This is a genomic window from Halobacillus locisalis (assembly GCF_013694105.1).
In the GTDB taxonomy this organism is placed as follows: Bacteria; Bacillota; Bacilli; order Bacillales; family Halobacillaceae; genus Halobacillus; species Halobacillus locisalis.
Genome location: NZ_JACEFG010000002.1, coordinates 1,100,823 through 1,120,765 on the forward strand (window position 1 = coordinate 1,100,823; position 19,943 = coordinate 1,120,765).

The window sequence follows — 19,943 nt, forward strand, 5'->3', positions numbered from 1 at the left end:
ATGGATACATCATATTTTTATACATTCAAAGAAGTCGTAAAGTGGGGAAGCTATACAAAAGCTGGGGAAGAGCTAGGATATGCACAGTCGAGTGTAACCGCACAAATGAGAAAACTCGAACAATACTACCAAATCAAATTATTCGAGCGGGTCGGTCAGAAAATGTGTCTTACTCAATCTGGAGAAGAGCTGTTTTATTATGTACAAACGATGATTGACTTGCTTGAGGAAGCAAAAGATAAAGTATCTCAGGAAGTTCAAATGAGAGGAACCCTACGGATAGGGACAGTAGAATCGCTGGCTGCTTATTACATAACGAACGCAATCAAAGTATTCAAAACGGAAAATCCTGACTTAAGAATCAAATTAGAGTCTGGATTATGTCCGAATCTAAAGAGCGGGATTCTTGAGGGGCAATATGATGTAGCGATTTTGTTGGACCATCCCCTTCATCATCCCCACTTGAACACTGTCCCTTTGAAAAAAGAGAACATGGTGTTTGTTTCTTCACCTGCACACTCATTCTCTAAAAAAGAACGGCTGGACATTGAATGGCTGAAAGATGAGACTTTGATCTTTACAGAGAAAGGGTGCACCTATCGAGAATCCTTGGAGTCACTGTTGAAAGGCCAACACATTCAGCCGAGGTCCACACTTTCTTTTACAAGTCTTGAAGCGATAAAGCAGTGTGTCGTAGATGAGCTTGGCATTGCTATGTTACCCGCCATGGCAGTGCAAGAAGAATTGAAAAGTGGAAAATTAATATCGTTGAATTTCGATGTGGATTTACACTTACACGTTCAGTTGGTTTATCAGCAAAAGAAATGGTTATCACCTTCTATACAAAGATTTATCGATTTACTTGAGGAAGGTAAAAGCATCTAGTTGTTTTCACTGCAAGAAAAAGAGGTAATCGATAATGTAGATTTGAAGAGAGGATGAGACACATGGAGAAAAGAATACAGTTAGGGAAGTCAGACTTGAAAGTGAATCCTATTGGTCTTGGCACCAATGCGGTCGGGGGGCATAACATCTATCCGAACTTAGATGAAGAAGCAGGAAAAGATGTGGTTCGTACCGCACTTCAGCATGGTATGAATTTTCTTGATACGGCATTCATTTATGGTCCAGAGCGATCGGAAGAACTAGTGGGACAGGTGATGATAGAGCACGGAAGTCGTGATGAAATCGTATTGGCAACGAAAGGGGCACATCAATTCAAAGGTGATGACGTCGTTCTCAACAACCGCCCGGACTTTCTGAAGGAACAAGTTGAAAAGAGTTTGAGAAGATTACAAACGGACTATATCGACTTGTTTTACATTCATTTTCCAGATGAAGACACGCCTAAATATGAAGCGGTAGGGGCGTTGAGAGAATTGCAGGAACAGGGCAAAATCCGCTCAATCGGTGTTTCTAATTTTTCTGTGGATCAATTGAAAGAGGCCAATCAGGACGGGTATGTCGACGTTATTCAATCAGAGTATAACTTATTCAAACGAGAAGCGGAGCAGGAGATGCTTCCGTACACAGCATCTGAACAGATTTCATTTGTTCCTTACTTCCCATTTTCCTCTGGGTTGTTAGCCGGAAAGTATGATGAGCATTCTACATTTGATGATTTCAGATCGAAAAACCCCCTATTCCAAGGGAAAGCATTCAAAGAGAATTTAGCCAAAGTCGATCAACTCAGGCCTATTGCAGAACAAAAAGAAGTGGATGTTCCTCATGTTGTATTGGCATGGTATTTGAATCAGTCGTCCATTGATGCGGTTATTCCTGGTGCGAAACGAAAACGACAAGTCATTGATAATCTAAATACATTGAAGGTCGATTTGTCTTCAGATGAGATCAAGCGAATTGATGACATTTTTTCTTAAGAAGCATGATGTCCGCCACCTATTGTGGCGGACTTTTTTTAATTCTGTAGAGTAAGGATGATGCAAACTCACGAATGGGCAGCTGAACTAATTGTGAAAAAATTCAAAAAAGTTGTTGCATTTTTCGGTTTAACATCGTAGACTGTACCATAACAGATAATAAAGATATTAACTGTTACACAAAAGGAGGAGTTAAAATGAAAAAAACAAATCACACACTTACGGTTTCTTGCCCTCAATGTGGTACAGAAGTGAAGTCACAGGCCTATACGTACATGATGGAATGTGATCGTTGTCTTTCTAAGAAAGATGAATAATTTTTTAGTGTAACTGTTATATATCAGGTTATTTTAATTTAATTTATTGTATAACAAAAGGTGGCGGATACATGGAAACGGAAACAAGTAATTGGATGGTGGAAGGAGAACTCTCTCCTTCCTTTGGAGAAATACTGACCCCTGAAGCCTTAATCTTTTTAGAACAACTCCATCAACGTTTCAACCCCAAGAGATTAGAACTATTAAAGCGGCGAGAGCAGATCCAACACGAAATCATTCAAGGATCAAAGCCGACCTTCCTAGAAGAAACAGTAACAATCAGAGAAAGTGAGTGGAGGATTGGTCCTCTTCCACACGATTTACAAGATCGAAGAGTGGAGATCACCGGCCCGGTAGACCGGAAGATGGTGATCAACGGGCTGAACTCTGGGGCCAAAGTGTTCATGGCTGATTTTGAAGATGCGAATTCTCCGACATGGAGAAATACCGTGCAAGGGCAAATCAATCTACGGGATGCGATCAGAGGTACAATCAACTTTCAAAATGGAAAAGGAAAAACATATGAATTGAACGAAGAGACGGCTACTTTAATGGTAAGACCACGAGGATGGCATCTTCAAGAAAAGCACTTAACGTTAAATGGAGAACAGGCATCAGCAAGTCTCGTCGATTTCGGGCTTTATTTCTTCCATAATGCAAAAGAACTTCTGAAAAACGGATCGGGTCCATATTTTTACTTACCAAAACTTGAAAACCATTTAGAAGCAAGACTATGGAATGAAGTCTTCCTTTTTGCACAGGAAGCACTGGGAATACAGAGAGGAACTATTAAAGCAACCGTGCTCCTAGAAACCATATTGGCTGCGTTTGAAATGGATGAAATTCTTTATGAGCTGAAAGAACATTCAGCAGGTTTGAATTGTGGAAGATGGGATTATATTTTCAGCTATTTGAAGAAGTTTCGTCATGACCCAGCAGTTATCTTGCCTGATCGAGCAGAGGTGACGATGACCGTACCCTTTATGAGGTCGTACTCCTTGCTGACGATTCAGACCTGTCACCGCAGGGGAGCTCCTGCCATTGGGGGAATGGCAGCGCAAATCCCTGTGAAACATGATGAACAAAAGAACCTAGCCGCTTTTGACAAAGTTCGATCTGATAAACAACGAGAAGTCGACGACGGACACGACGGTACTTGGGTGGCGCACCCGGCTATGGTTGAAACAGCACTTCAGGTGTTCAATGAAAAAATGAAAACACCGAATCAAATCAACCGACTGATTACAGATATCCAAGTGAACGAAGAGGATTTAATCGCCGTTCCCGAAGGATCCATTACTGAAAAAGGCGTAAGAACGAATATAAACGTAGGTATTCAATACATGGCTTCTTGGCTTGCTGGAAGAGGTGCAGCTCCAATCCATCATTTAATGGAAGATGCAGCAACAGCGGAGATCTCAAGAGCTCAGCTCTGGCAGTGGATCCGTCACCCTAAGGGGGTTCTCGAAGACGGTCGGAAGGTAACCTTTGAATGGTTCGATCAATGGAAGCAAGAAGAGATGATGGCGATTCAACAAGAGGTGGGATTGGAAGCCTTTGAGTCCGGTTTTTATAAAGAAGCGGAAGCGTTGTTTGAGAAGTTGATTCGGGACGATGATTTTGCAGAGTTTCTAACGATTGAGGCATATAAGCACTTATCTTAAGGGGGATTCGGAAATGACAAATGAACGAATAGAGAAACTACAACAATCTTGGCAGGATGAAAAGCGTTGGGGCGGTGTTACGCGGCCTTATGAAGCAGAGGATGTCATCCGTTTGCGCGGTTCTATGGACATCACCCATACGCTTGCTGAAAAAGGGGCTGAGAAACTGTGGCGCCTGTTACATGAAGAGAACTACGTCCATGCACTAGGGGCGTTGACAGGAAACCAAGCGATGCAACAAGTGAAAGCCGGCTTGAAAGCGATTTACTTAAGCGGGTGGCAAGTGGCTGCAGACGCCAATATTGCAGGCCAGATGTATCCTGACCAAAGCCTTTACCCGGCGAACAGTGTTCCTCAAGTGGTGAAACGTATCAATCAGGCACTTCAACGTGCTGACCAGATTCATCATATGGAAGGGCAAACAGACATCGATTGGTTCGCTCCGATCGTGGCTGATGCTGAAGCTGGTTTCGGTGGTCAATTGAATGTGTTTGAATTGATGAAGGGCATGATTGAGGCGGGTGCTTCAGCGGTTCACTTTGAAGACCAATTGTCCTCAGAGAAAAAATGCGGGCACTTAGGTGGGAAAGTGTTGCTGCCGACTCAAACGGCTGTAAGGAATTTGATTTCCGCTCGTTTTGCGGCGGATGTCATGGGAGTTCCGACGATTATCATCGCTCGTACAGATGCGAATGCTGCTGATTTAATTACAAGTGATATCGACCCTGCTGATGCCGCATTTCTTACTGGTGAAAGAACGGCAGAAGGCTTTTACAAAACAAGAGCAGGACTGGATCAAGCGATTGCGAGAGGATTGTCTTATGCCCCTTATGCTGATTTGGTATGGTGTGAAACATCCGAACCAAATTTAGAAGAAGCCAGACAGTTTGCAGAAGCGATACATGAGAAATATCCTGATAAAATGCTCGCTTACAATTGTTCGCCTTCATTCAACTGGAAAAAGAAACTGGATGATGAAACGATTGCCCACTTCCAACAAGAGTTGAGTAAGATGGGATACAAGTTCCAATTTGTGACCTTGGCTGGTTTCCATGCGTTGAATCACAGCATGTTCGAGTTATCAAGACAATACAGGGACAGAGGAATGGAAGCTTACTCAGAGCTGCAGCAAGCTGAGTTTGCAAGTGAGAGCGAAGGGTATTCAGCTACTCGTCACCAAAGAGAAGTAGGAACAGGATACTTTGATGAAGTAGCTCAAATCATCTCAGGTGGGACTTCTTCGACCGTTGCATTGAAAGGGTCTACAGAGGCAGAGCAGTTTACAGAAGATAAAATACACTCCACATAATCTCAAGACCTCCCTTAGGTGGGGGTCTTTTTTTCATGTTGCACGAAAAATGTGAAATTCAACATAAAAGCTTCTCTTGTACGTGCACATCCGCCCACTCATTTCAATAAGATAATTCATCAGCTATTTTATGTGCGGGGAGAGGATGAGCTTGATCAATGGAGAGGACTACAAGAAGCGGATCGAAGCATTGACCTCCACAGTCTGGTACGATGGTGAGAAAATTACAGGTAATATAGGAGAGCACCCTGCTTTTCGGGGAGCAGTTCAATCTCAAGCTGCGCTCTATGACTTACAAACGGACCCTGCTCTTAAAGATACGATGACAACAATAGAAAACGGTGAATTGTTCGGCACCTCTTACTTAATTCCTAAAACAAAAGCTGACCTCACGAAAAGGAGAGAAATGGTTCAGAAGTGGGCTTGTCATACGGGAGGCCTCATGGGGCGTAGCCCAGACTATATGAATACGGTCCTTGCATCGTTCGTCGCTTCCCAATCCGTTTTTCAAAACGAGGAAAACTGCTTTCCTGATACACTTGAACGCTTTTATATGAAAGCGAGAGAAAAGGACCTTTCCTTTACTCATACATTTATCAATCCCCAAAATAATCGTTCAAAGCTCGCCTTTCTAGAAAAAGATCATCAAAATGCTCGCATCATCAAGAAAACAGATGATGGCATAATCATCCGAGGCGCAAAGTTACTGGCAACACAAGGAGGGATTACAGATGAGCTCCTCGTGTATTCGGCTCCAGGTGCACAAGAAAAGGAACAGGCCTACGCGTTTTCTGTCCCAACAGATACTCGCGGACTAACCTTTGTCTGTCGCTCGTCACTCACTAATGATAACAGTCGATTCAATTCCCCTCTTTCTTCGAGGTTTGAAGAGATGGATGCCATTGTCCTCTTCGATAATGTATGTGTTCCGTGGGATCGGGTATTCTTCTATGAAAACATCCGAGCTGCCAATAACTTATATGTAAAAGGAATGTTCGTACCTTTTACATTGCATCAAATCGTTTCAAGGCAAGTCATCAAAGCCGAGCTGATCCTGGGCATTGCTTTGAAAATCGTCGATGAGATCAACATCGGAGAGTACCAACACGTACAATCCAAAATTGCAGAGATGGTCAAAGGTACGGAAATGCTGAAGGCTCTTCTTCACCATTCAGAACAGACCGCCAGTAAGAATGAAGACGGGGTTATGGTTCCTGCCCGCCTTCCACTGTACACCGCAATCAACCAATTTCAAGATCTGTATCCGCGTTTTACGGAAATCATCCAATTGCTCGGAGCAAGTGGCTTGATTACACTGCCAACAGAAAGGGACTTCCATTCAGAAATCGGAACGGATTTAAGTGGTTATTTAAAAACGTGTGAATCTAGTGGGGAAGAGAAGGTCGCCTTATTTCGCCTCGCATGGGATTTGACGATGAGTGGATTCGGAACAAGGCAGACGTTATATGAGCGGTTTTTCTTTGGGGATCCTATTCGGTTACAACAAACGATTTACCACACGTTTGATAACGAAGGACCTATCACACTCGCCGATCAATTTCTACAAAGAAAGAGCTGACGCATTGACGTCAGCTCTTTTTGTTTATCCTTTTCGGTTGGTTCGTTTGGCTCTTTGTTCTAATTGGGATTTCGGTTGTTGATCGGCTACATCCTCTGTGTGACCTTGAGGATTAACGGTTGCGGGTGTTTTCCTTTTTCCGGAGTTGCTTTTGTTACTCATGCGTGATCACCTCCGCTATTAGTCTGAGCTAGTGGAGGAGTTTTATCCGACCTTTACATGCTGTGATATTCACATTAAATGAAGGATTCCGTATTACTATCGTTTATTTTTTGCTTTAAAAATCAACCAGGCGAAAAAAATTAACCAAGAAGAATAAGGGATTGACGTGATTATTCACATGAAGAACTTCTTCTTGAATGGGCATCGACTCAAAATATTCTTGCTGAGTTTGGTTTTCTTTCTGTTCTTCTTTCATGGCTTCAAGGTAGCGGTATTGCAAAGGGGTAAGCAGAATACTTAATAAGACATAGATGCCCGCAATACCGAGGAATGCATTGAAAAGCATGTACATTCTCCTTTATTTTACAGTCTGTTTATACGTACGGTTGAAATCCTTAGAAGTTTCAATCGAATGATTCCTTTCTTTTTGCAAAACCTATAAAAGAAGGAGGAATGGACATGAATCGACGACCAAAAAATGACCAAGGATTTAAAATAACAGAAGAACAAGCAAAGGATAGTTATATGGAAGGTACGATAGATGGCAGCATCGATCAGGTGGATGACGAAGGGAATTTAATCAGTCATGATGGGGAGCCACTATCTAGAGAACGTTTCCCAAAAGGACGAAAACAAAATGAACAGAAGAAATAAGATCCTCGTTCCCGAAGCACGAGAGGGACTAGATCAATTAAAAGCAGAAATCGCTAAGACAAAGTTGGCTGCCGATGCGAAATATGAAATGGCAAGAGAAAAAGGTGTACCTTTGCAAAAAGGATACAATGGCGATTTAACGACGAGGCAAGCAGGCAAAATCGGCGGGTCCTTAGGTGGGCAAATGGTGAAAGAGCTCGTGCTCCGGGCGCAGACCGATTTACAATCTAAGAAGTAACGGAAAAGGAGGTGTTCGTGCACCTTCTTTTTTTGTTTGATTATTCCTATAGTTAAAGCAAAAATCGGCTTGTACGCGCATATATTTGATATAATAGAGAAAATAAGAGTGAACACTCACGGGAGAGAGTTCAATGAACAAGATAAAGCAACTAGTGGATGAGATGACATGGAATGGGGATAAGGTTCATTCCTATCCAGAGCAGTTTGATTGGATTGGCCAAGGCAGAAGTGCGGTTGCTTATAAAATTGAAAAAACAAACCAAGTCGTAAAAGTCTTTTATCCAAAGTATAAACATTTAGCTCAAATAGAAGCAGACGTGTACCGGAGACTTTCCAACCACGATTTGTTTCCTGAACTGTATGATGTAGGCGATGGATTTCTAGTGCTTGAATATGTGGCAGGTCAGACATTGTACGATTGCTTGATTCAAGGCGTGTCGATCACAGAAGAAATGGTTGAACAAGTGGATCTTGCGATGCAGTATGCCAGAAGCCAAGGGCTTAACCCATCTGACACGCATCTGAAGAACATCCTCCTGACCGAAGAGGGGGCTATTAAAGTGATAGATGTCGTCCGCTTCACTCAAGAAGAAGAGTGTCCTCATTGGGATGATTTGAAAAAAGCGTATTTCTCTTATTATCAAAAACGCTATTTCCCAAGAAAGTTCCCGAAATTTTTCATTGAATTTGTCATTCGTCTATATCGTAAGCGATTGCTTCCTATCTAGTTTATTCTTGTTCCTTCCTGGGAATAGAATGGAAAAGGAAAGGTAGGGATTGGATATGACTCAATATCGCTTAAGTGACGTAGAAGTAGGGAAAAATTACACAGCAAAAGAATTAGATAGTTTTGTTTCGACGACAGACGTCGTGCTTGTTTCGAATAACGAAAATCAACTGTTTAATGAGCCGGATAGAGAGTATAAGGTGGTTCATTCCTATGCCGGTTTCTTTGAGCATTCCAGCGATAATGGGGAAAAATATTATCGTGAGAAGAACGTATATGTCGTAGAAAAGGTATAAAGAAAAATCCCAGTTCAGCTGGGATTTTTTTAATACCTTAATTTCATAAGAATACTCTGAAGTTGTTCGTCTTCTTTTAGAATATCTTCGTACTTTCTTGTGATTTCAGTCAGAGCTACATCGTGAAAGAAAAACTCCGTAAAGAATTTGACAAGGGGACTTGAAAGGGTATGAATACCTTGCCACTCTTCTTGTTCAACCCCAGCAAGTAAAATTTCCCTCTCGTCTATGATGATCAATTGGTGACGCTCTAACGCTTCATGATTCTCATCGGGCACCAATACGTGAGGAGCGGTTAACTTCGTTTCCATTTCTCCAACAGAAAGGACTTCGACGGTGACGCCCTCTTGTTGCTTGTGCTCCAATGTAGGAAGAAGCGGGGAGAGATCGTCGCTCCATCCTGACAAATAAATGCTGGATTGGGCTTGTTGCAGTAGATCAGAGGTGACACTTGAGATTGCTGTTGCGTTCTTGATCGTCCACACTCGGTCGTCGTTCGGTGTCAGCGTGTACTTCTTATTTTTCAACTCTTCAACGTTCTCTTCAAACTCCGCCGTTAATTTACGAATGGTTGTATCGAGAGGAAGTGCTGTATAGAGTTTTTTTCTATTCGTATAGGAACTTTTCAGTAAACCTTTTTCAATGAGGCGATTTAATACTTCGTAGACTTTCGATTTCGGTACGCGCGAATATTTGACGATCGTCGTTGCATCCAACGGTTCATCGCTTGCTGTCAACACTTCGAAGACTTGACTTTCATATTGGGTGAATCCAAATTTCTGTAGCATGTTACCCCTCTTCTCACAGTAATCCTTTCCTAAGAATACACGGTTCAGACATTTACGTAAAATGAATGGAATTTCCTCTTGTTTTCCTTTGTTTTCCTTTGTTATAATGGTTACCATTGTAGTGGTAACTCAAACGAAAAGAGGGAATGAAAGATATGAATAAAAAGGTCTACTTATTGGCGATTGTTTCTTTTGTCGTGGGAACGGTTGAGCTGATCATAGGAGGACTTCTTGATTTAGTTGCAGACGATCTTGGAGTGAGCCTTGGTCAAGCTGGCTTATTGATTACGATTTTTTCTGTTGTATTTGGGATTGCTTCTCCGATTTTGCTGACCATGACAGCAAGGTATGAGAGGAAGCAGTTGACGCTATGGACGTTGTTGATTTTCTTTTTAGGGAATTTATTAGCCTTTTGGAGTCCGAACTATAGCGTCATCATGGCGGCCCGGATATTTACTGCGGCAAGTGGTTCCTTGCTCGTTGTACTGGCTGTCACGATTGCTTCATCCATTGTAAAAGCGGAGTATAGAGGCCGTGCCATTGGTACGATCTTCATGGGAATCAGCGGTTCACTCGTTCTAGGTGTTCCGATCGGTCTGACAATCGGAAATGCTTTCGGTTGGCGTGCACCCTTTTTGTTCATTGCCATCCTCACCCTAGCTTCTATGCTAGCGGTTGCGTTAACACTTGGTAAAATCGAACCAAAACCTGTCATCTCTATTAAAGAGCAAATCCGTACGTTGAAAGATCAGAAAATCTTTTCTGCACAGCTGACTTCCTTTCTGTTTTTGACAGGTCACTTGACATTGTATGCGTATTTGACTCCTTTTCTTAAAGCGGAAATGGGTCTAAGCGCTACGTGGGTAAGTATCGTGTACTTTATCTTTGGTGTAGCAGCTGTAACAGGGGGCGGTATTGGTGGTTCATTGTCCGACCGTTTCGGATCTGAGCGAAGCATCATCGGAATCATCATAGCCTTTGCCGTAGCCATATTTATGATTCCGTTTGTCACATTCTCTCTTCCCTTATTCTTAGTCGTCATGATTATCTGGAGTGCTCTGAGCTGGGCGATTACACCTGCTCAACAAAATTTTTTGATTACCTCAGCACCTGAAACGTCCGATATTCAGCAGAGTTTGAATAATTCTGCCTTACACTTCGGAATCGCTGCGGGATCATCTGTCGGTGGAATGGTCATCGGTCAAACCTCCGTCGTCCACAATGCAACAGTGGGGGGACTGTTCATTTTGTTTGCTCTTGGTACGGCTGTTTTCTCTATTACGAGAGGACAAGTGGCGACCAGGCAGGAAGCAATTCATGATTCTTAACGAGCAGATCAAATGTAGATATTAGAATTTAATCACGCCTTTATAATAGAGCGGCTGCACTCGAGAATGACAATTATCGAGATGCAGCCGTTTTTAATTACAAAGACTTTGTCGCAGATTATTGGCTAGGTTGGTGTGGTTAGAAAAAAATGGTGTAGATAAAAAGATCAAATTTGCAAAACCTATAACTGTTCGACTTATGAGGAGGGAATGACATGGGTAGAGATGAGCATCATCACTCAAAAGGTAAGAAAAAGTACAAGTTACCTCAGACCCCTAAGCAACAAAAACACCCTGGTATTGATATAGAGTTCTCTGAAGAAATCGCTGACCAAGACGATTTCGAAGCACTTGAAAGAAGTGAAGCAGCAGACCAGCGTGCTCATAAACGACAACAAGAAATAAATCGCCGCCGTCGTTAAGAACGGAGGCAAAGGCAGCTCTTTTTAATGGAGCTGCCTTAATCTGTTCACAAGACAATCTGTACAGTATAAATTGTTTGAACTAAATTTAGTTTATGGTATAATTCACTATTGTGATTGAAATTCTTGTATATACATCATCTTAAGGAGGACATGACGTGAAGAATTTACGTAAATGGTTACCTGCTCTATTTTTAGGAGCACTCTTAGTACTTCTTGCAGCTTGTGGATCCAGTAACGAAGGGGAAGAAACGAGCAGTAATGATGGACAAGAGAATACAGAAAACAGTGAAACTGAAGAAAAAGGTACAATCAGTATCGGAATGAACAACTGGGCCGAAAACGTAGCCGTCTCTAATATGTGGAAACTGATCCTCGAAGAAAAAGGCTACGAGGTGGAGTTGAATAGTGTAGAGAAAGGCTTCTTATATGAAGCATTGTCTGCAGGAGATTTGGATATTGGAACGGAAATCTGGTTGCCGCATACAGACAAGTCGTTTTATGAGAAATACAAAGAAGAAATTGACTGGCGTGAAAATTGGTATGAGGGGACGAACCTCGGGTTAGTCGTACCTTCTTATATGGAAGATATTAATACGATAGAAGACCTTAAAACAACCGATGCTCTTGAAGAGAAACAAATCGTGGGCATTGATGCCGGTTCAAGTATTATGGGATTGACAGAAGAAGCTCTTGAAGAATATGAGCTTGATTATTCTTTAGCCGCTTCATCAGGACCAACGATGACAGCAGAACTGAAGAACTCGATTGAAGATGAAGAGCCGATTGTGGTTACCCTTTGGAAACCTCACTGGGCCTTCGCGGAAATGGATCTGAAGTTCTTGGAGGATACGAAAAATGTCTATGGTGAATCGGAAAACATTTCCTATGCTGCTCGTAAGGGTCTAGCAGAAGACCACCCAGAAGTCGTGAAGTGGTGGGACAAATTTATGTTGAATGACCAACAGCTTGGAAGCTTGATGGGAATGATCAATGAAGCTGAAACGGCCGAAGAAGGCGCACAACAGTGGATTGATGAGAACCAAGATCTCGTCGATGAGTGGACAGCAGAATAAGAAAGTGTGAGACCCCAGACTTTTATAAGGTCTGGGGTTTTTTGTCGTTCCATTGTAAGAAAAGTAAGATTTTGGCCAATATTCTTGTTATAATGGAAAAGTCAGACTTTTTGCATAGTTAGGAGAGGTTAGGAGTGACGATTCAACAAAAAGAAATCAGACAAGCCCAAGAGGCGATAAATCAAGTTATTTTAGGTAAGGGAGAAATGGTGGAGTTGTTATTCACCGCCATTTTAGCTGATGGCCATGTGTTATTAGAAAGTGTTCCAGGATCAGGGAAAACGAAGCTGGCGAAAAGTTTTGCGAAAGTGATGGATGGAAAGTTCAGCCGGATCCAATTCACCCCTGATGTTCTGCCGAGTGACGTAACCGGTATTCAATTTTTCAACCCTAAAACACAAGAGTTCGAATTACGCAAAGGGCCCGTTATGACGAATATCTTGCTCGCAGATGAAATCAACCGTGCTACACCAAAAACGCAGTCCAGTCTTCTTGAGGTCATGGAAGAAAAGCAAACGACCGTGGATGGCGAGACGATGAAGATTGATGCGCCTTTATTTGTAGTCGCGACCCAAAACCCTGTAGAGGGGAACCAAGGAACATTTCCTTTACCGGAGGCTCAGCTCGACCGTTTCCTCTTCAAGTTGAATATGGGATACCCATCTGCGGAAGAAGAGAAAAACATTCTCCTTACCTATCAGCGGAATGAACCGATGGATGAGTTGACGTCTAAAATCAAACTGGGCGATCTATTGAAATTGAGGGAGCAAGTCAAAGAGGTCACGCTCGCCGATGATACACTGAACTATCTGCTCGACCTTGTGAGGATGACTCGAAACCATACCGATGTCGAGTTGGGTGTCAGTACACGCGGAGCTCTCGCGTTTATGCGAGCGTCTCAAGCGAAAGCCATGCTGAATGGGCGGAGCTATGTAATTCCAGAGGATGTCAAGTACCTGGCACCTTATCTATTTGAGCATCGGATTGTCCTATCGATGGAAGGGGCTATTCGGAAGTCGAATGAACAAATCGTGAAAGAAATGATAGAACAGGTTCCAGTTCCAGTGGAAGCGGGTCAATTACAGTGAAACAATGGAATCGTAAATTAGGTGATGATAGTCATCGGTACTACGACATCATTATTGCGATGGTTCTTCTCACTGGATTGACAGGGTTTATTGTTAATGAATTTCTTCTGCTTATCCCAACGGGTCTGTTAGTGGCTGTGGCAATCATGAGCAAATTGTATGACCGTTATGGCGGTACAAAACTGAGCTTGATGAATCCGAAGCAATCCATCCGACTATTTCCGGGTGATGAGACGAATCTTACCTTCCGTATGAGGAATGACTCTAAAGCCCCGATCTTGAACGGTCAGCTGTCTTTTTATAGCGAACCGATTGTCAAAGGGAGAGAGGCCTTTAGCAGGCAAGCGCAGAAAGGGTTTATCTATCAATTGCCTTTGTCCGTTGTTCATAAAGGTGAAACAGGGGTCACGATGCCGATAACTGCTCAATACAGAGGAGTAACAAGGTTTTCCAGGTTACAATACAAATTTCCGCATTTGATCAAGTTTCAGCCGATCATTATGGATTACCAGCACAAGTACCACACGGAAGTCATCGTATATCCTACTCAAAAGCCTGTATATGGAATCGATGAAGTGTTTCATTTATCGATTGGTGACCAGACGGCTTCCATATCGCCTTATGAAGATTTGCTGACACCAATCGGAACGAGAGACTATGTGACGTCTGATCCGTTTCACAGGATCCACTGGAAAGCAAGTGCCAAGACGCAACAATTGCAGACGAAGGTGTATGAGCGACAAGTGGATATGAGCTGGACGATTCTTGTAAACCTTTCTGAGCATACACGCCTGGGAAACCAGCACATCTCGAATCATTTGGAGGATTTATTATCCTATGCAAGTTATCTTTGCCAAGAAGCGACGAAACGATCGTTTTCATATGAGATGTCATTGAATATGAGACGGCCGCATGACCGCCCGTATTACTATCAACCTGAAGGACAGGGGCCTCAACACTTGAAAGAATCACTGGAACTTCTAGCAAGGCTCAATAAAGACCACTTGCTTATGCCGATGGAAGAATTGATGTATCGGATTCATCAGCAAATGTATAAGAAGAAAACGATCCTTTTGCTAGGCGAAATTCCGGAGAGTTGTTACCGGTTCATCCGAAAGTGGCAGAATCAAGGGGTACGGGTTTTTGTCCTTGATGTCCAACAGGAAAATCCTGTACTCGTACGAATAGGTCAAGGAGGGGGAGCGGCATGATCGAAGGACGTAAAAACATTACACTCGCTTATCAAATGATGAGTCAGGTCATCGTTTTATACTTCTTCCTCTACTTGCTGGTGGATTGGCTTTCGCTTCCTTTCTCCCTTTCTTCCTACTTGATCGTCACAAGTGCCGGTATCGCAGGGTTACTCGTGACGACCTATTATCAAGCTTACAAAAGCCGGGTCGTCGTTGTTCCCATCATCGTGATCGGGTTGACCTTTGTCACTGGACTGTACTGGCTGATTGGTGTGGCTTTAGCGGGTGGTCTCGTTTGGAGGTATAATGCCATGGAGGTGGATCCCGAACAAGGGAATGAGCATGGTTTATTGATCATGACCACCATCCTTGCGTTTACCGAGTTAGTCTTCTACCGCGACCTTTCGCTCATGGTCGCGCTATTGCTACAGTACGTCATTCTGTTCATGGGCTACAATTTATCCCACTACTACCGAGTGTCCAAAGCGGACCGAGCGGAAGGACAGAAGAACATCCTAGGATTCGCTGTCGCTATTCCTTTGGCAACGATCGGTTTACTGATCTTGTTACCGGGGGTACGTTCCGTAGTCGGTTTCTTATGGAGTGGCGTTTCGTTCATCTTCCTAAAAGGGGTTTCTGGTGTAATTGCAGGACTTCAGTTCTTTGGTCTGGATGTTTCCGATATCGAGCCATCAGAGAGCTTAGATGGGCAACAAGGACTGCTTGATAAAATGGAAGAAATGCGTCCACAAGATGAAGCGACAGAATATGACGGATCTGTCGTGAATCGGATAGGAGATGCCACGCAGTGGGGCCTGATCATTGGGATCCTTGCGGCTGTCATCATCGTGCTCTTCATCGTTTATCGATTTAATAAGAATCGAGAAGGGTTCGAGGACGAAGGGAGTGGCCTGTCGTATCAGAGCTATCAACTTGCCTCTGATATGAGCGATACATCATCCATGTTCAGCTTTTCTAGGTCTAAAGCAAATAACCCGATTCGAAAACAATTCGAGAAATTCGAAAAAAATGCTGCGAAGTCAGGTGTAGGACGTGAACCGAATGAGTCGATTAACGACTGGTTCGATAGGATTGGATTAGAAACTTCTCAAACCACACTTTATCAAAAAGTCCGATATGGATTGGAAGAGCTGACAAGCGAGGAAACGGACCGTTTTTATTGTGAAATGAAAGACTTACAGCAACAAATCGAACGGCTTTCGGCAAAGAAAAATGAAGGTTTATAAAAAAATCTAGTTTAGTGGCTTTCCATTTAGGAAACATATCTGTAAATGTTATTCCAAACATCTTGAAAGGGGACACACATTTATGGATATCAATAAAGAAATACAAAAACTAGAACATGTACATTTAGAGAAACCACAAAAGGTGTTTACGATGTATCTAAACACAGACCCATCTGACCCAGATCAACAAGGTGGAGAGTGGAAGATCCATTTAAAAAATGGTTTGAACAACTTTGAGTCTTATCTTCAAGAAGAAGATGATTCCGATGAAAAGCGAAATTATTGGGCTGTCAAAGAAAAAGTGCATCAATACATTGAGGAAAATGAACAACACTTCGCTAAAAGCGTCGTGATTATTGCAAGCGGGGACGGGACAGTATGGTTCGCAGAACGCTTCCAAATGCCTGTGAAAACAGAATTTTATTGGGAAGAGACACCGAAACTCGATCAGTTGAAAGAAATGCAGCAAGACTTTCCGAAAACGGGAATCGTTTTGACACAGAAAAATCAAATCAAAGTCATCGATGCTGAATTAGGTCGACTGAATGATACGCAATTATTTGAGCTTGATTTAAATACGGAAGATTGGAGGCAGCACCAAGGTCCTCACGCAGCACAGCCTTCCATGGGAACAGGCGGAGCGAAGTCTTCCAAGCAGGATGAATTCAAGGAGCGTTTCGAGGCCAATCGTTATCGGTGGTACAAGAGCGTTGCCCCTAAGCTTGATAAGTTAGCGAAAGAATACGGTTGGGAGCAGTTCTACCTCGTCGGGGATAAAGAAGAATTAAAAGACTTACAGGACAATATGAATAAAGAAGCGAAAGATATGGTGAACAAGAACCTACTGGATCATGAGGAAATGCATGTCATTAATGAAGTGGTCCAATAAACGCGAAAAGCGCCGGAACTCTCCGGCGCTTTTTAATGTTCTACTATATTTGAAAAATATATATGGAATGAGTTGAGCCCAGTTAGATATACAGGTTCGAGAGGAATATGGTAGAATAATATCTACATAAAATAATATTCATAGAATGGAGAATATAAAAATGTTTGTCGTAGATTCCACCGTAGTAGTCCCCGATCACAAAGCAGACGATTTGATACATATCTATCAACATCGCTCTAAACTTGTGGATCAAGCAGAAGGGTTTTTGTCCTTCCAGCTGCTACAAAATGATCGAAAACCAGGTGAGTTAACGGTTCACCTTGAATGGGAGTCCAAACAAGCATATTTGAATTGGGCGAGGAGTGAACAATTTAAGAAAATCCATGAATTGGAGAAGCAATACCCTGACCAAGAACTTCAAGGGATCGTTCCTAAAGTTAAGAAGTATGAGGTGGTCGCCACGTGAGAAAGAAGGAGAAGGATACACTTGTGTATCAAGTCGCAGAAGAAATCTATGCACACTACCCTCACCTATGGGAGCGCTTTGGGCAAAACGGGCGTGACCGTACAGAGGAAGACAACCATCATCACTTGGACCATTTGTCAGCTGCTTATGAAATGGATAGTGTTGATTTCTTTATCGACTATACCACTTGGTTGAACAATGTTCTTACTTCACGTGGAGTGGGAACGTTTCTTATTGTCGATAATTTTGAGCGATTGGCACGTCTGATCAACGACATGGAATGTGAAGATGAAAAAGAGCAACAATCATTCATCGAGTATTTGCAAAAAGCACTCCAGCATTTGGAAACTTTTCCTAGTAAGAGGTGAATCAAATTTGGCTGAACATCATGAAGAACTTGCCCATTTATTTTTAGAGGGAGAAGAAGACGAAGCATTATCCTATATCGACGAATTATTGAATTCTTATTCGCGATTCTACGTATTTGAACAGGTCATCACCCAGTCTATGTACTATATTGGTGACCTTTGGGAGAAAAACAAGATCTCAGTGGCTGATGAACATTTAGCAACGGCTGTCTGTGACTTCGTCTTATCTAAATTGAAAGCTGATACATCAGGTGTCCCAGCGAGAAAACAACGAAAGCATAAAGCGATTCTTTTCGGTGTAGAAAAAGAACAGCATTATTTAGGTATGAAAATGGTAGCTGAAACGTTCCAGGATTATGGATGGAGAGTCCGTTATTTAGGACCCAATCTAACGCTCGAACACTCACTCGCACAAATAAAAAAGTATAAGCCGGACGTCATCGGTTTATCAGCTGCACTGTCGTATCGTCTTCCCACAGTTAAAGGGTTAATTCAGCAGTTTGAAAAACTGGAATGGAGGCCTTTGATTATGGTGGGAGGGCGTATGGCCAGTAAATTCGACTTGGAAGAATTTGAATCGGATCGTGTGATGGTCATCAAGGGGTTACCTCACTTGCATCAATGGTTTAAAGAAGGAAGGGAAGGCGTCATTAATGAAACTAGTTGATCGTTCTTATCCCCTTCCTTTTTTCACTATCAATAAAAATCATTCTATCTACTCGTATTCTAAAGAAGCGAAAGAGTTATTCGGTGAGCCTAAGAATTTACTAGAAATACTTGATGAAGACAGTGTAGAGAAAATGAAGGAGTGGGTAACACCAGATATTCATAAAGCTTCTTTGGAGGTGCATGTGAAGTCACAGCAAGAAGGTGTGGACCTACTGACTGTCGATTTGCATGTGAAATGGGATAATGATTTGTATGGTGAGGTTTTGTTAATCGTCAAAGATGAAAAACTAACGAAGGTGACCCGTACGTTAGATCAACTTCGTTCACGATTGAATGATACGAACTTCGAGCTATTAGAAGAAAAGGAAAAGCTTGAGGAGGCTGTCGAGCAAAACAATCAGCTATCGGCTCCATTTATTGTTCTGAACGACCAAGCCGCATTGATTCCACTATTTGGCGACATAACGGAAGAGAAAATGTATTCGGTAGAAAGCCAACTACTACAACAGTCTCAAGAATCAGAGGTCGATCAACTGTTGTTTGATTTTACGGCGGTTGGAGAGATGCAGCGGTCAGGTGTTCATGTGTTACTGAATGTTATCACTTCCTTAGTTTACATGGGATCGGAAATCTCCTTTATTGGTGTACAACCCGCTCAGGCAAAACAGCTGAAAGAAATCAATTTGCCGAATGAAATTCAGTTTTTGAGCTCTTTACAAATGGCGTTAAATAAATATGTATGAAATATCCCTCTTCTTCAAAATGAGAAGAGGGATATTTATTTTGATACCTATAAAAGAATGAGAATCACGTTACAACATGAATAATATTCCAGTGCAAGTCGCCCCAATCGATATCCCACCATAGAGAATCGCTTTGGTCCATAATTGTTCCTGAATCAGTTGATAGATTTCGAAACTGAAAGTAGAGTACGTGGTATAACCGCCACAGAATCCAGTAGCAAGGAAATACCATAACCATTCTGGAAAGAACCCTTCACCTTGGACGTGAATCAACCACCCTAGTAATAAACCTCCCGAAAAATTGGCCGCAAACGTTCCTAAAGGAATTCTTCTGTCATTCCACCATCTGCCTAGTTGGAAGCGAAGCATAGCGCCGAGCATACCTCCCATAAAAATGAGCACTGTAGTAACCACTCTATTTACTTCCTCCTACTTTGGCCCCCATAAAGGTCATCCCGAGCCCCCCTATGAAGGTCACAAGAATATAAAAGCTTCCAATCATCACGTCGTCCTCCATCAATTGTACTAATTCTGTTGTGAAGGCCGAAAATGTGGTGAAGGAACCAATCAATCCGGTCATGATGGCTTTTTGAGTGATCATATCTATTTTCCAGTGTTTAGAAAAGAGCTGTGAGAGGTAGCTAAGAAGAAAGCAACCGGTTAAATTGACCGCTATTGTCCCGTACGGGAAACCATTCACGGTTGGAATTATAGAAGAAATAAGGTAACGGAGGACAGAACCGATTCCTCCTCCTAAAGCAACAGCTGTATATGTACGGGATAACATCGTAAGCCTCCTTTCATGAGCATTTGGAGCAGACCCTTACTTTCGTAGGAG

Annotated in this window: 26 protein-coding genes; 21 read left to right on the forward strand and 5 right to left on the reverse strand. The window is 42.5% G+C overall.

Annotation, left to right across the window (positions count from 1 at the left end; translation table 11 throughout):
• The 6 genes from H0266_RS12400 (at window position 1) to hpaB (ending at window position 6,749) form a co-directional block, all read left to right on the forward strand.
• Window positions 1-885 (forward strand): LysR family transcriptional regulator, encoded by an 885-nt coding sequence (locus tag H0266_RS12400; RefSeq protein ID WP_181472688.1) that lies wholly within the window; start codon window positions 1-3, stop codon window positions 883-885.
• Between the two features lie 62 nt (window positions 886-947).
• Window positions 948-1,880: an aldo/keto reductase gene (locus H0266_RS12405; protein WP_181472689.1), complete on the forward strand. Its 933-nt coding sequence runs from the start codon at window positions 948-950 to the stop codon at window positions 1,878-1,880.
• A gap of 197 nt (window positions 1,881-2,077) precedes the next feature.
• On the forward strand, window positions 2,078-2,197 hold the full coding sequence (gene yhfH / locus H0266_RS12410; protein ID WP_181472690.1) for a protein YhfH: 120 nt from the start codon (window positions 2,078-2,080) through the stop codon (window positions 2,195-2,197).
• Window positions 2,198-2,268: 71 nt separating this feature from the next.
• Window positions 2,269-3,861, forward strand: a complete 1,593-nt coding sequence (gene aceB / locus H0266_RS12415; protein WP_181472691.1) for a malate synthase A — start codon at window positions 2,269-2,271, stop codon at window positions 3,859-3,861.
• 13 nt (window positions 3,862-3,874) lie between these two features.
• Window positions 3,875-5,170, forward strand: a complete 1,296-nt coding sequence (gene aceA / locus H0266_RS12420; RefSeq protein ID WP_181472692.1) for an isocitrate lyase — start codon at window positions 3,875-3,877, stop codon at window positions 5,168-5,170.
• Window positions 5,171-5,315: 145 nt separating this feature from the next.
• Window positions 5,316-6,749 (forward strand): 4-hydroxyphenylacetate 3-monooxygenase, oxygenase component, encoded by a 1,434-nt coding sequence (gene hpaB / locus H0266_RS12425; protein ID WP_181472693.1) that lies wholly within the window; start codon window positions 5,316-5,318, stop codon window positions 6,747-6,749.
• 24 nt (window positions 6,750-6,773) lie between these two features.
• Here hpaB and H0266_RS12430 read toward each other — a convergent pair whose 3' ends face one another.
• Together H0266_RS12430 and H0266_RS12435 are read right to left on the reverse strand one after the other, a co-directional pair.
• The gene (locus H0266_RS12430) at window positions 6,774-6,911 is read right to left on the reverse strand and encodes a hypothetical protein (protein WP_181472694.1); all 138 of its coding nucleotides are present in this window, start codon (window positions 6,909-6,911) and stop codon (window positions 6,774-6,776) included.
• 115 nt (window positions 6,912-7,026) lie between these two features.
• Window positions 7,027-7,257 carry a DUF3949 domain-containing protein gene (locus tag H0266_RS12435; protein ID WP_181472695.1) on the reverse strand — a complete coding sequence of 77 codons (231 nt, stop codon included), beginning with the start codon at window positions 7,255-7,257 and terminating at the stop codon, window positions 7,027-7,029.
• Between the two features lie 113 nt (window positions 7,258-7,370).
• Between H0266_RS12435 and H0266_RS12440 the strand changes: the two genes are divergently transcribed.
• The 4 genes from H0266_RS12440 (at window position 7,371) to H0266_RS12455 (ending at window position 8,828) form a co-directional block, all read left to right on the forward strand.
• The gene (locus H0266_RS12440; RefSeq protein ID WP_246363887.1) at window positions 7,371-7,565 is read left to right on the forward strand and encodes a YozQ family protein; all 195 of its coding nucleotides are present in this window, start codon (window positions 7,371-7,373) and stop codon (window positions 7,563-7,565) included.
• On the forward strand, window positions 7,549-7,803 hold the full coding sequence (locus H0266_RS12445; RefSeq protein ID WP_181472697.1) for an alpha/beta-type small acid-soluble spore protein: 255 nt from the start codon (window positions 7,549-7,551) through the stop codon (window positions 7,801-7,803). Before H0266_RS12440 ends, H0266_RS12445 begins: the two co-directional genes overlap by 17 nt.
• 133 nt (window positions 7,804-7,936) lie before the next feature.
• Window positions 7,937-8,533, forward strand: a complete 597-nt coding sequence (locus H0266_RS12450; RefSeq protein WP_181472698.1) for a serine/threonine protein kinase — start codon at window positions 7,937-7,939, stop codon at window positions 8,531-8,533.
• 55 nt (window positions 8,534-8,588) lie between these two features.
• Window positions 8,589-8,828, forward strand: coding sequence for a hypothetical protein (locus tag H0266_RS12455; RefSeq protein WP_181472699.1), 240 nt, complete (start codon window positions 8,589-8,591; stop codon window positions 8,826-8,828).
• Between the two features lie 29 nt (window positions 8,829-8,857).
• On the opposite strand, the gene H0266_RS12460 is transcribed toward H0266_RS12455, so the two are convergent.
• Complete coding sequence (locus tag H0266_RS12460) at window positions 8,858-9,616, reverse strand: TrmB family transcriptional regulator (protein ID WP_181472700.1); 759 nt, start codon at window positions 9,614-9,616, stop codon at window positions 8,858-8,860.
• A 155-nt stretch (window positions 9,617-9,771) separates the two neighbouring features.
• Here H0266_RS12460 and H0266_RS12465 point away from each other — a divergent pair, with 155 nt between their 5' ends.
• The 11 genes from H0266_RS12465 (at window position 9,772) to H0266_RS12515 (ending at window position 19,105) form a co-directional block, all read left to right on the forward strand.
• Entirely contained in the window at window positions 9,772-10,944 is a 1,173-nt protein-coding gene (locus tag H0266_RS12465) for an MFS transporter (protein ID WP_181472701.1), read from the forward strand.
• A 215-nt stretch (window positions 10,945-11,159) separates the two neighbouring features.
• Complete coding sequence (locus H0266_RS12470) at window positions 11,160-11,366, forward strand: YfhD family protein (RefSeq protein WP_181472702.1); 207 nt, start codon at window positions 11,160-11,162, stop codon at window positions 11,364-11,366.
• A gap of 158 nt (window positions 11,367-11,524) precedes the next feature.
• Complete coding sequence (locus H0266_RS12475; protein WP_181472703.1) at window positions 11,525-12,442, forward strand: glycine betaine ABC transporter substrate-binding protein; 918 nt, start codon at window positions 11,525-11,527, stop codon at window positions 12,440-12,442.
• A 134-nt stretch (window positions 12,443-12,576) separates the two neighbouring features.
• Entirely contained in the window at window positions 12,577-13,530 is a 954-nt protein-coding gene (locus tag H0266_RS12480) for an AAA family ATPase (protein ID WP_343063274.1), read from the forward strand.
• Window positions 13,527-14,741 carry a DUF58 domain-containing protein gene (locus tag H0266_RS19700; RefSeq protein ID WP_181472704.1) on the forward strand — a complete coding sequence of 405 codons (1,215 nt, stop codon included), beginning with the start codon at window positions 13,527-13,529 and terminating at the stop codon, window positions 14,739-14,741. The genes H0266_RS12480 and H0266_RS19700 overlap by 4 nt, the downstream gene beginning before the upstream one ends.
• Window positions 14,738-15,970, forward strand: coding sequence for a hypothetical protein (locus H0266_RS12490; RefSeq protein WP_181472705.1), 1,233 nt, complete (start codon window positions 14,738-14,740; stop codon window positions 15,968-15,970). Before H0266_RS19700 ends, H0266_RS12490 begins: the two co-directional genes overlap by 4 nt.
• An 82-nt stretch (window positions 15,971-16,052) precedes the next feature.
• Window positions 16,053-16,859, forward strand: coding sequence for a VLRF1 family aeRF1-type release factor (locus tag H0266_RS12495; protein WP_181472706.1), 807 nt, complete (start codon window positions 16,053-16,055; stop codon window positions 16,857-16,859).
• Window positions 16,860-17,019: 160 nt separating this feature from the next.
• Window positions 17,020-17,325 carry an antibiotic biosynthesis monooxygenase family protein gene (locus H0266_RS12500; RefSeq protein WP_181472707.1) on the forward strand — a complete coding sequence of 102 codons (306 nt, stop codon included), beginning with the start codon at window positions 17,020-17,022 and terminating at the stop codon, window positions 17,323-17,325.
• Window positions 17,322-17,693: a hypothetical protein gene (locus H0266_RS12505; protein ID WP_181472708.1), complete on the forward strand. Its 372-nt coding sequence runs from the start codon at window positions 17,322-17,324 to the stop codon at window positions 17,691-17,693. The genes H0266_RS12500 and H0266_RS12505 overlap by 4 nt, the downstream gene beginning before the upstream one ends.
• Window positions 17,694-17,700: 7 nt before the next feature.
• The gene (locus H0266_RS12510; protein WP_181472709.1) at window positions 17,701-18,360 is read left to right on the forward strand and encodes a cobalamin B12-binding domain-containing protein; all 660 of its coding nucleotides are present in this window, start codon (window positions 17,701-17,703) and stop codon (window positions 18,358-18,360) included.
• Window positions 18,347-19,105: an STAS domain-containing protein gene (locus H0266_RS12515; RefSeq protein WP_181472710.1), complete on the forward strand. Its 759-nt coding sequence runs from the start codon at window positions 18,347-18,349 to the stop codon at window positions 19,103-19,105. Before H0266_RS12510 ends, H0266_RS12515 begins: the two co-directional genes overlap by 14 nt.
• Window positions 19,106-19,174: 69 nt before the next feature.
• On the opposite strand, the gene crcB is transcribed toward H0266_RS12515, so the two are convergent.
• Both crcB and H0266_RS12525 read right to left on the reverse strand, forming a co-directional pair.
• Entirely contained in the window at window positions 19,175-19,519 is a 345-nt protein-coding gene (crcB, locus tag H0266_RS12520) for a fluoride efflux transporter CrcB (RefSeq protein WP_181472711.1), read from the reverse strand.
• A 1-nt stretch (window position 19,520) separates the two neighbouring features.
• Window positions 19,521-19,892, reverse strand: a complete 372-nt coding sequence (locus tag H0266_RS12525; RefSeq protein ID WP_181472712.1) for a fluoride efflux transporter FluC — start codon at window positions 19,890-19,892, stop codon at window positions 19,521-19,523.
• Window positions 19,893-19,943 lie beyond the last annotated feature (51 nt).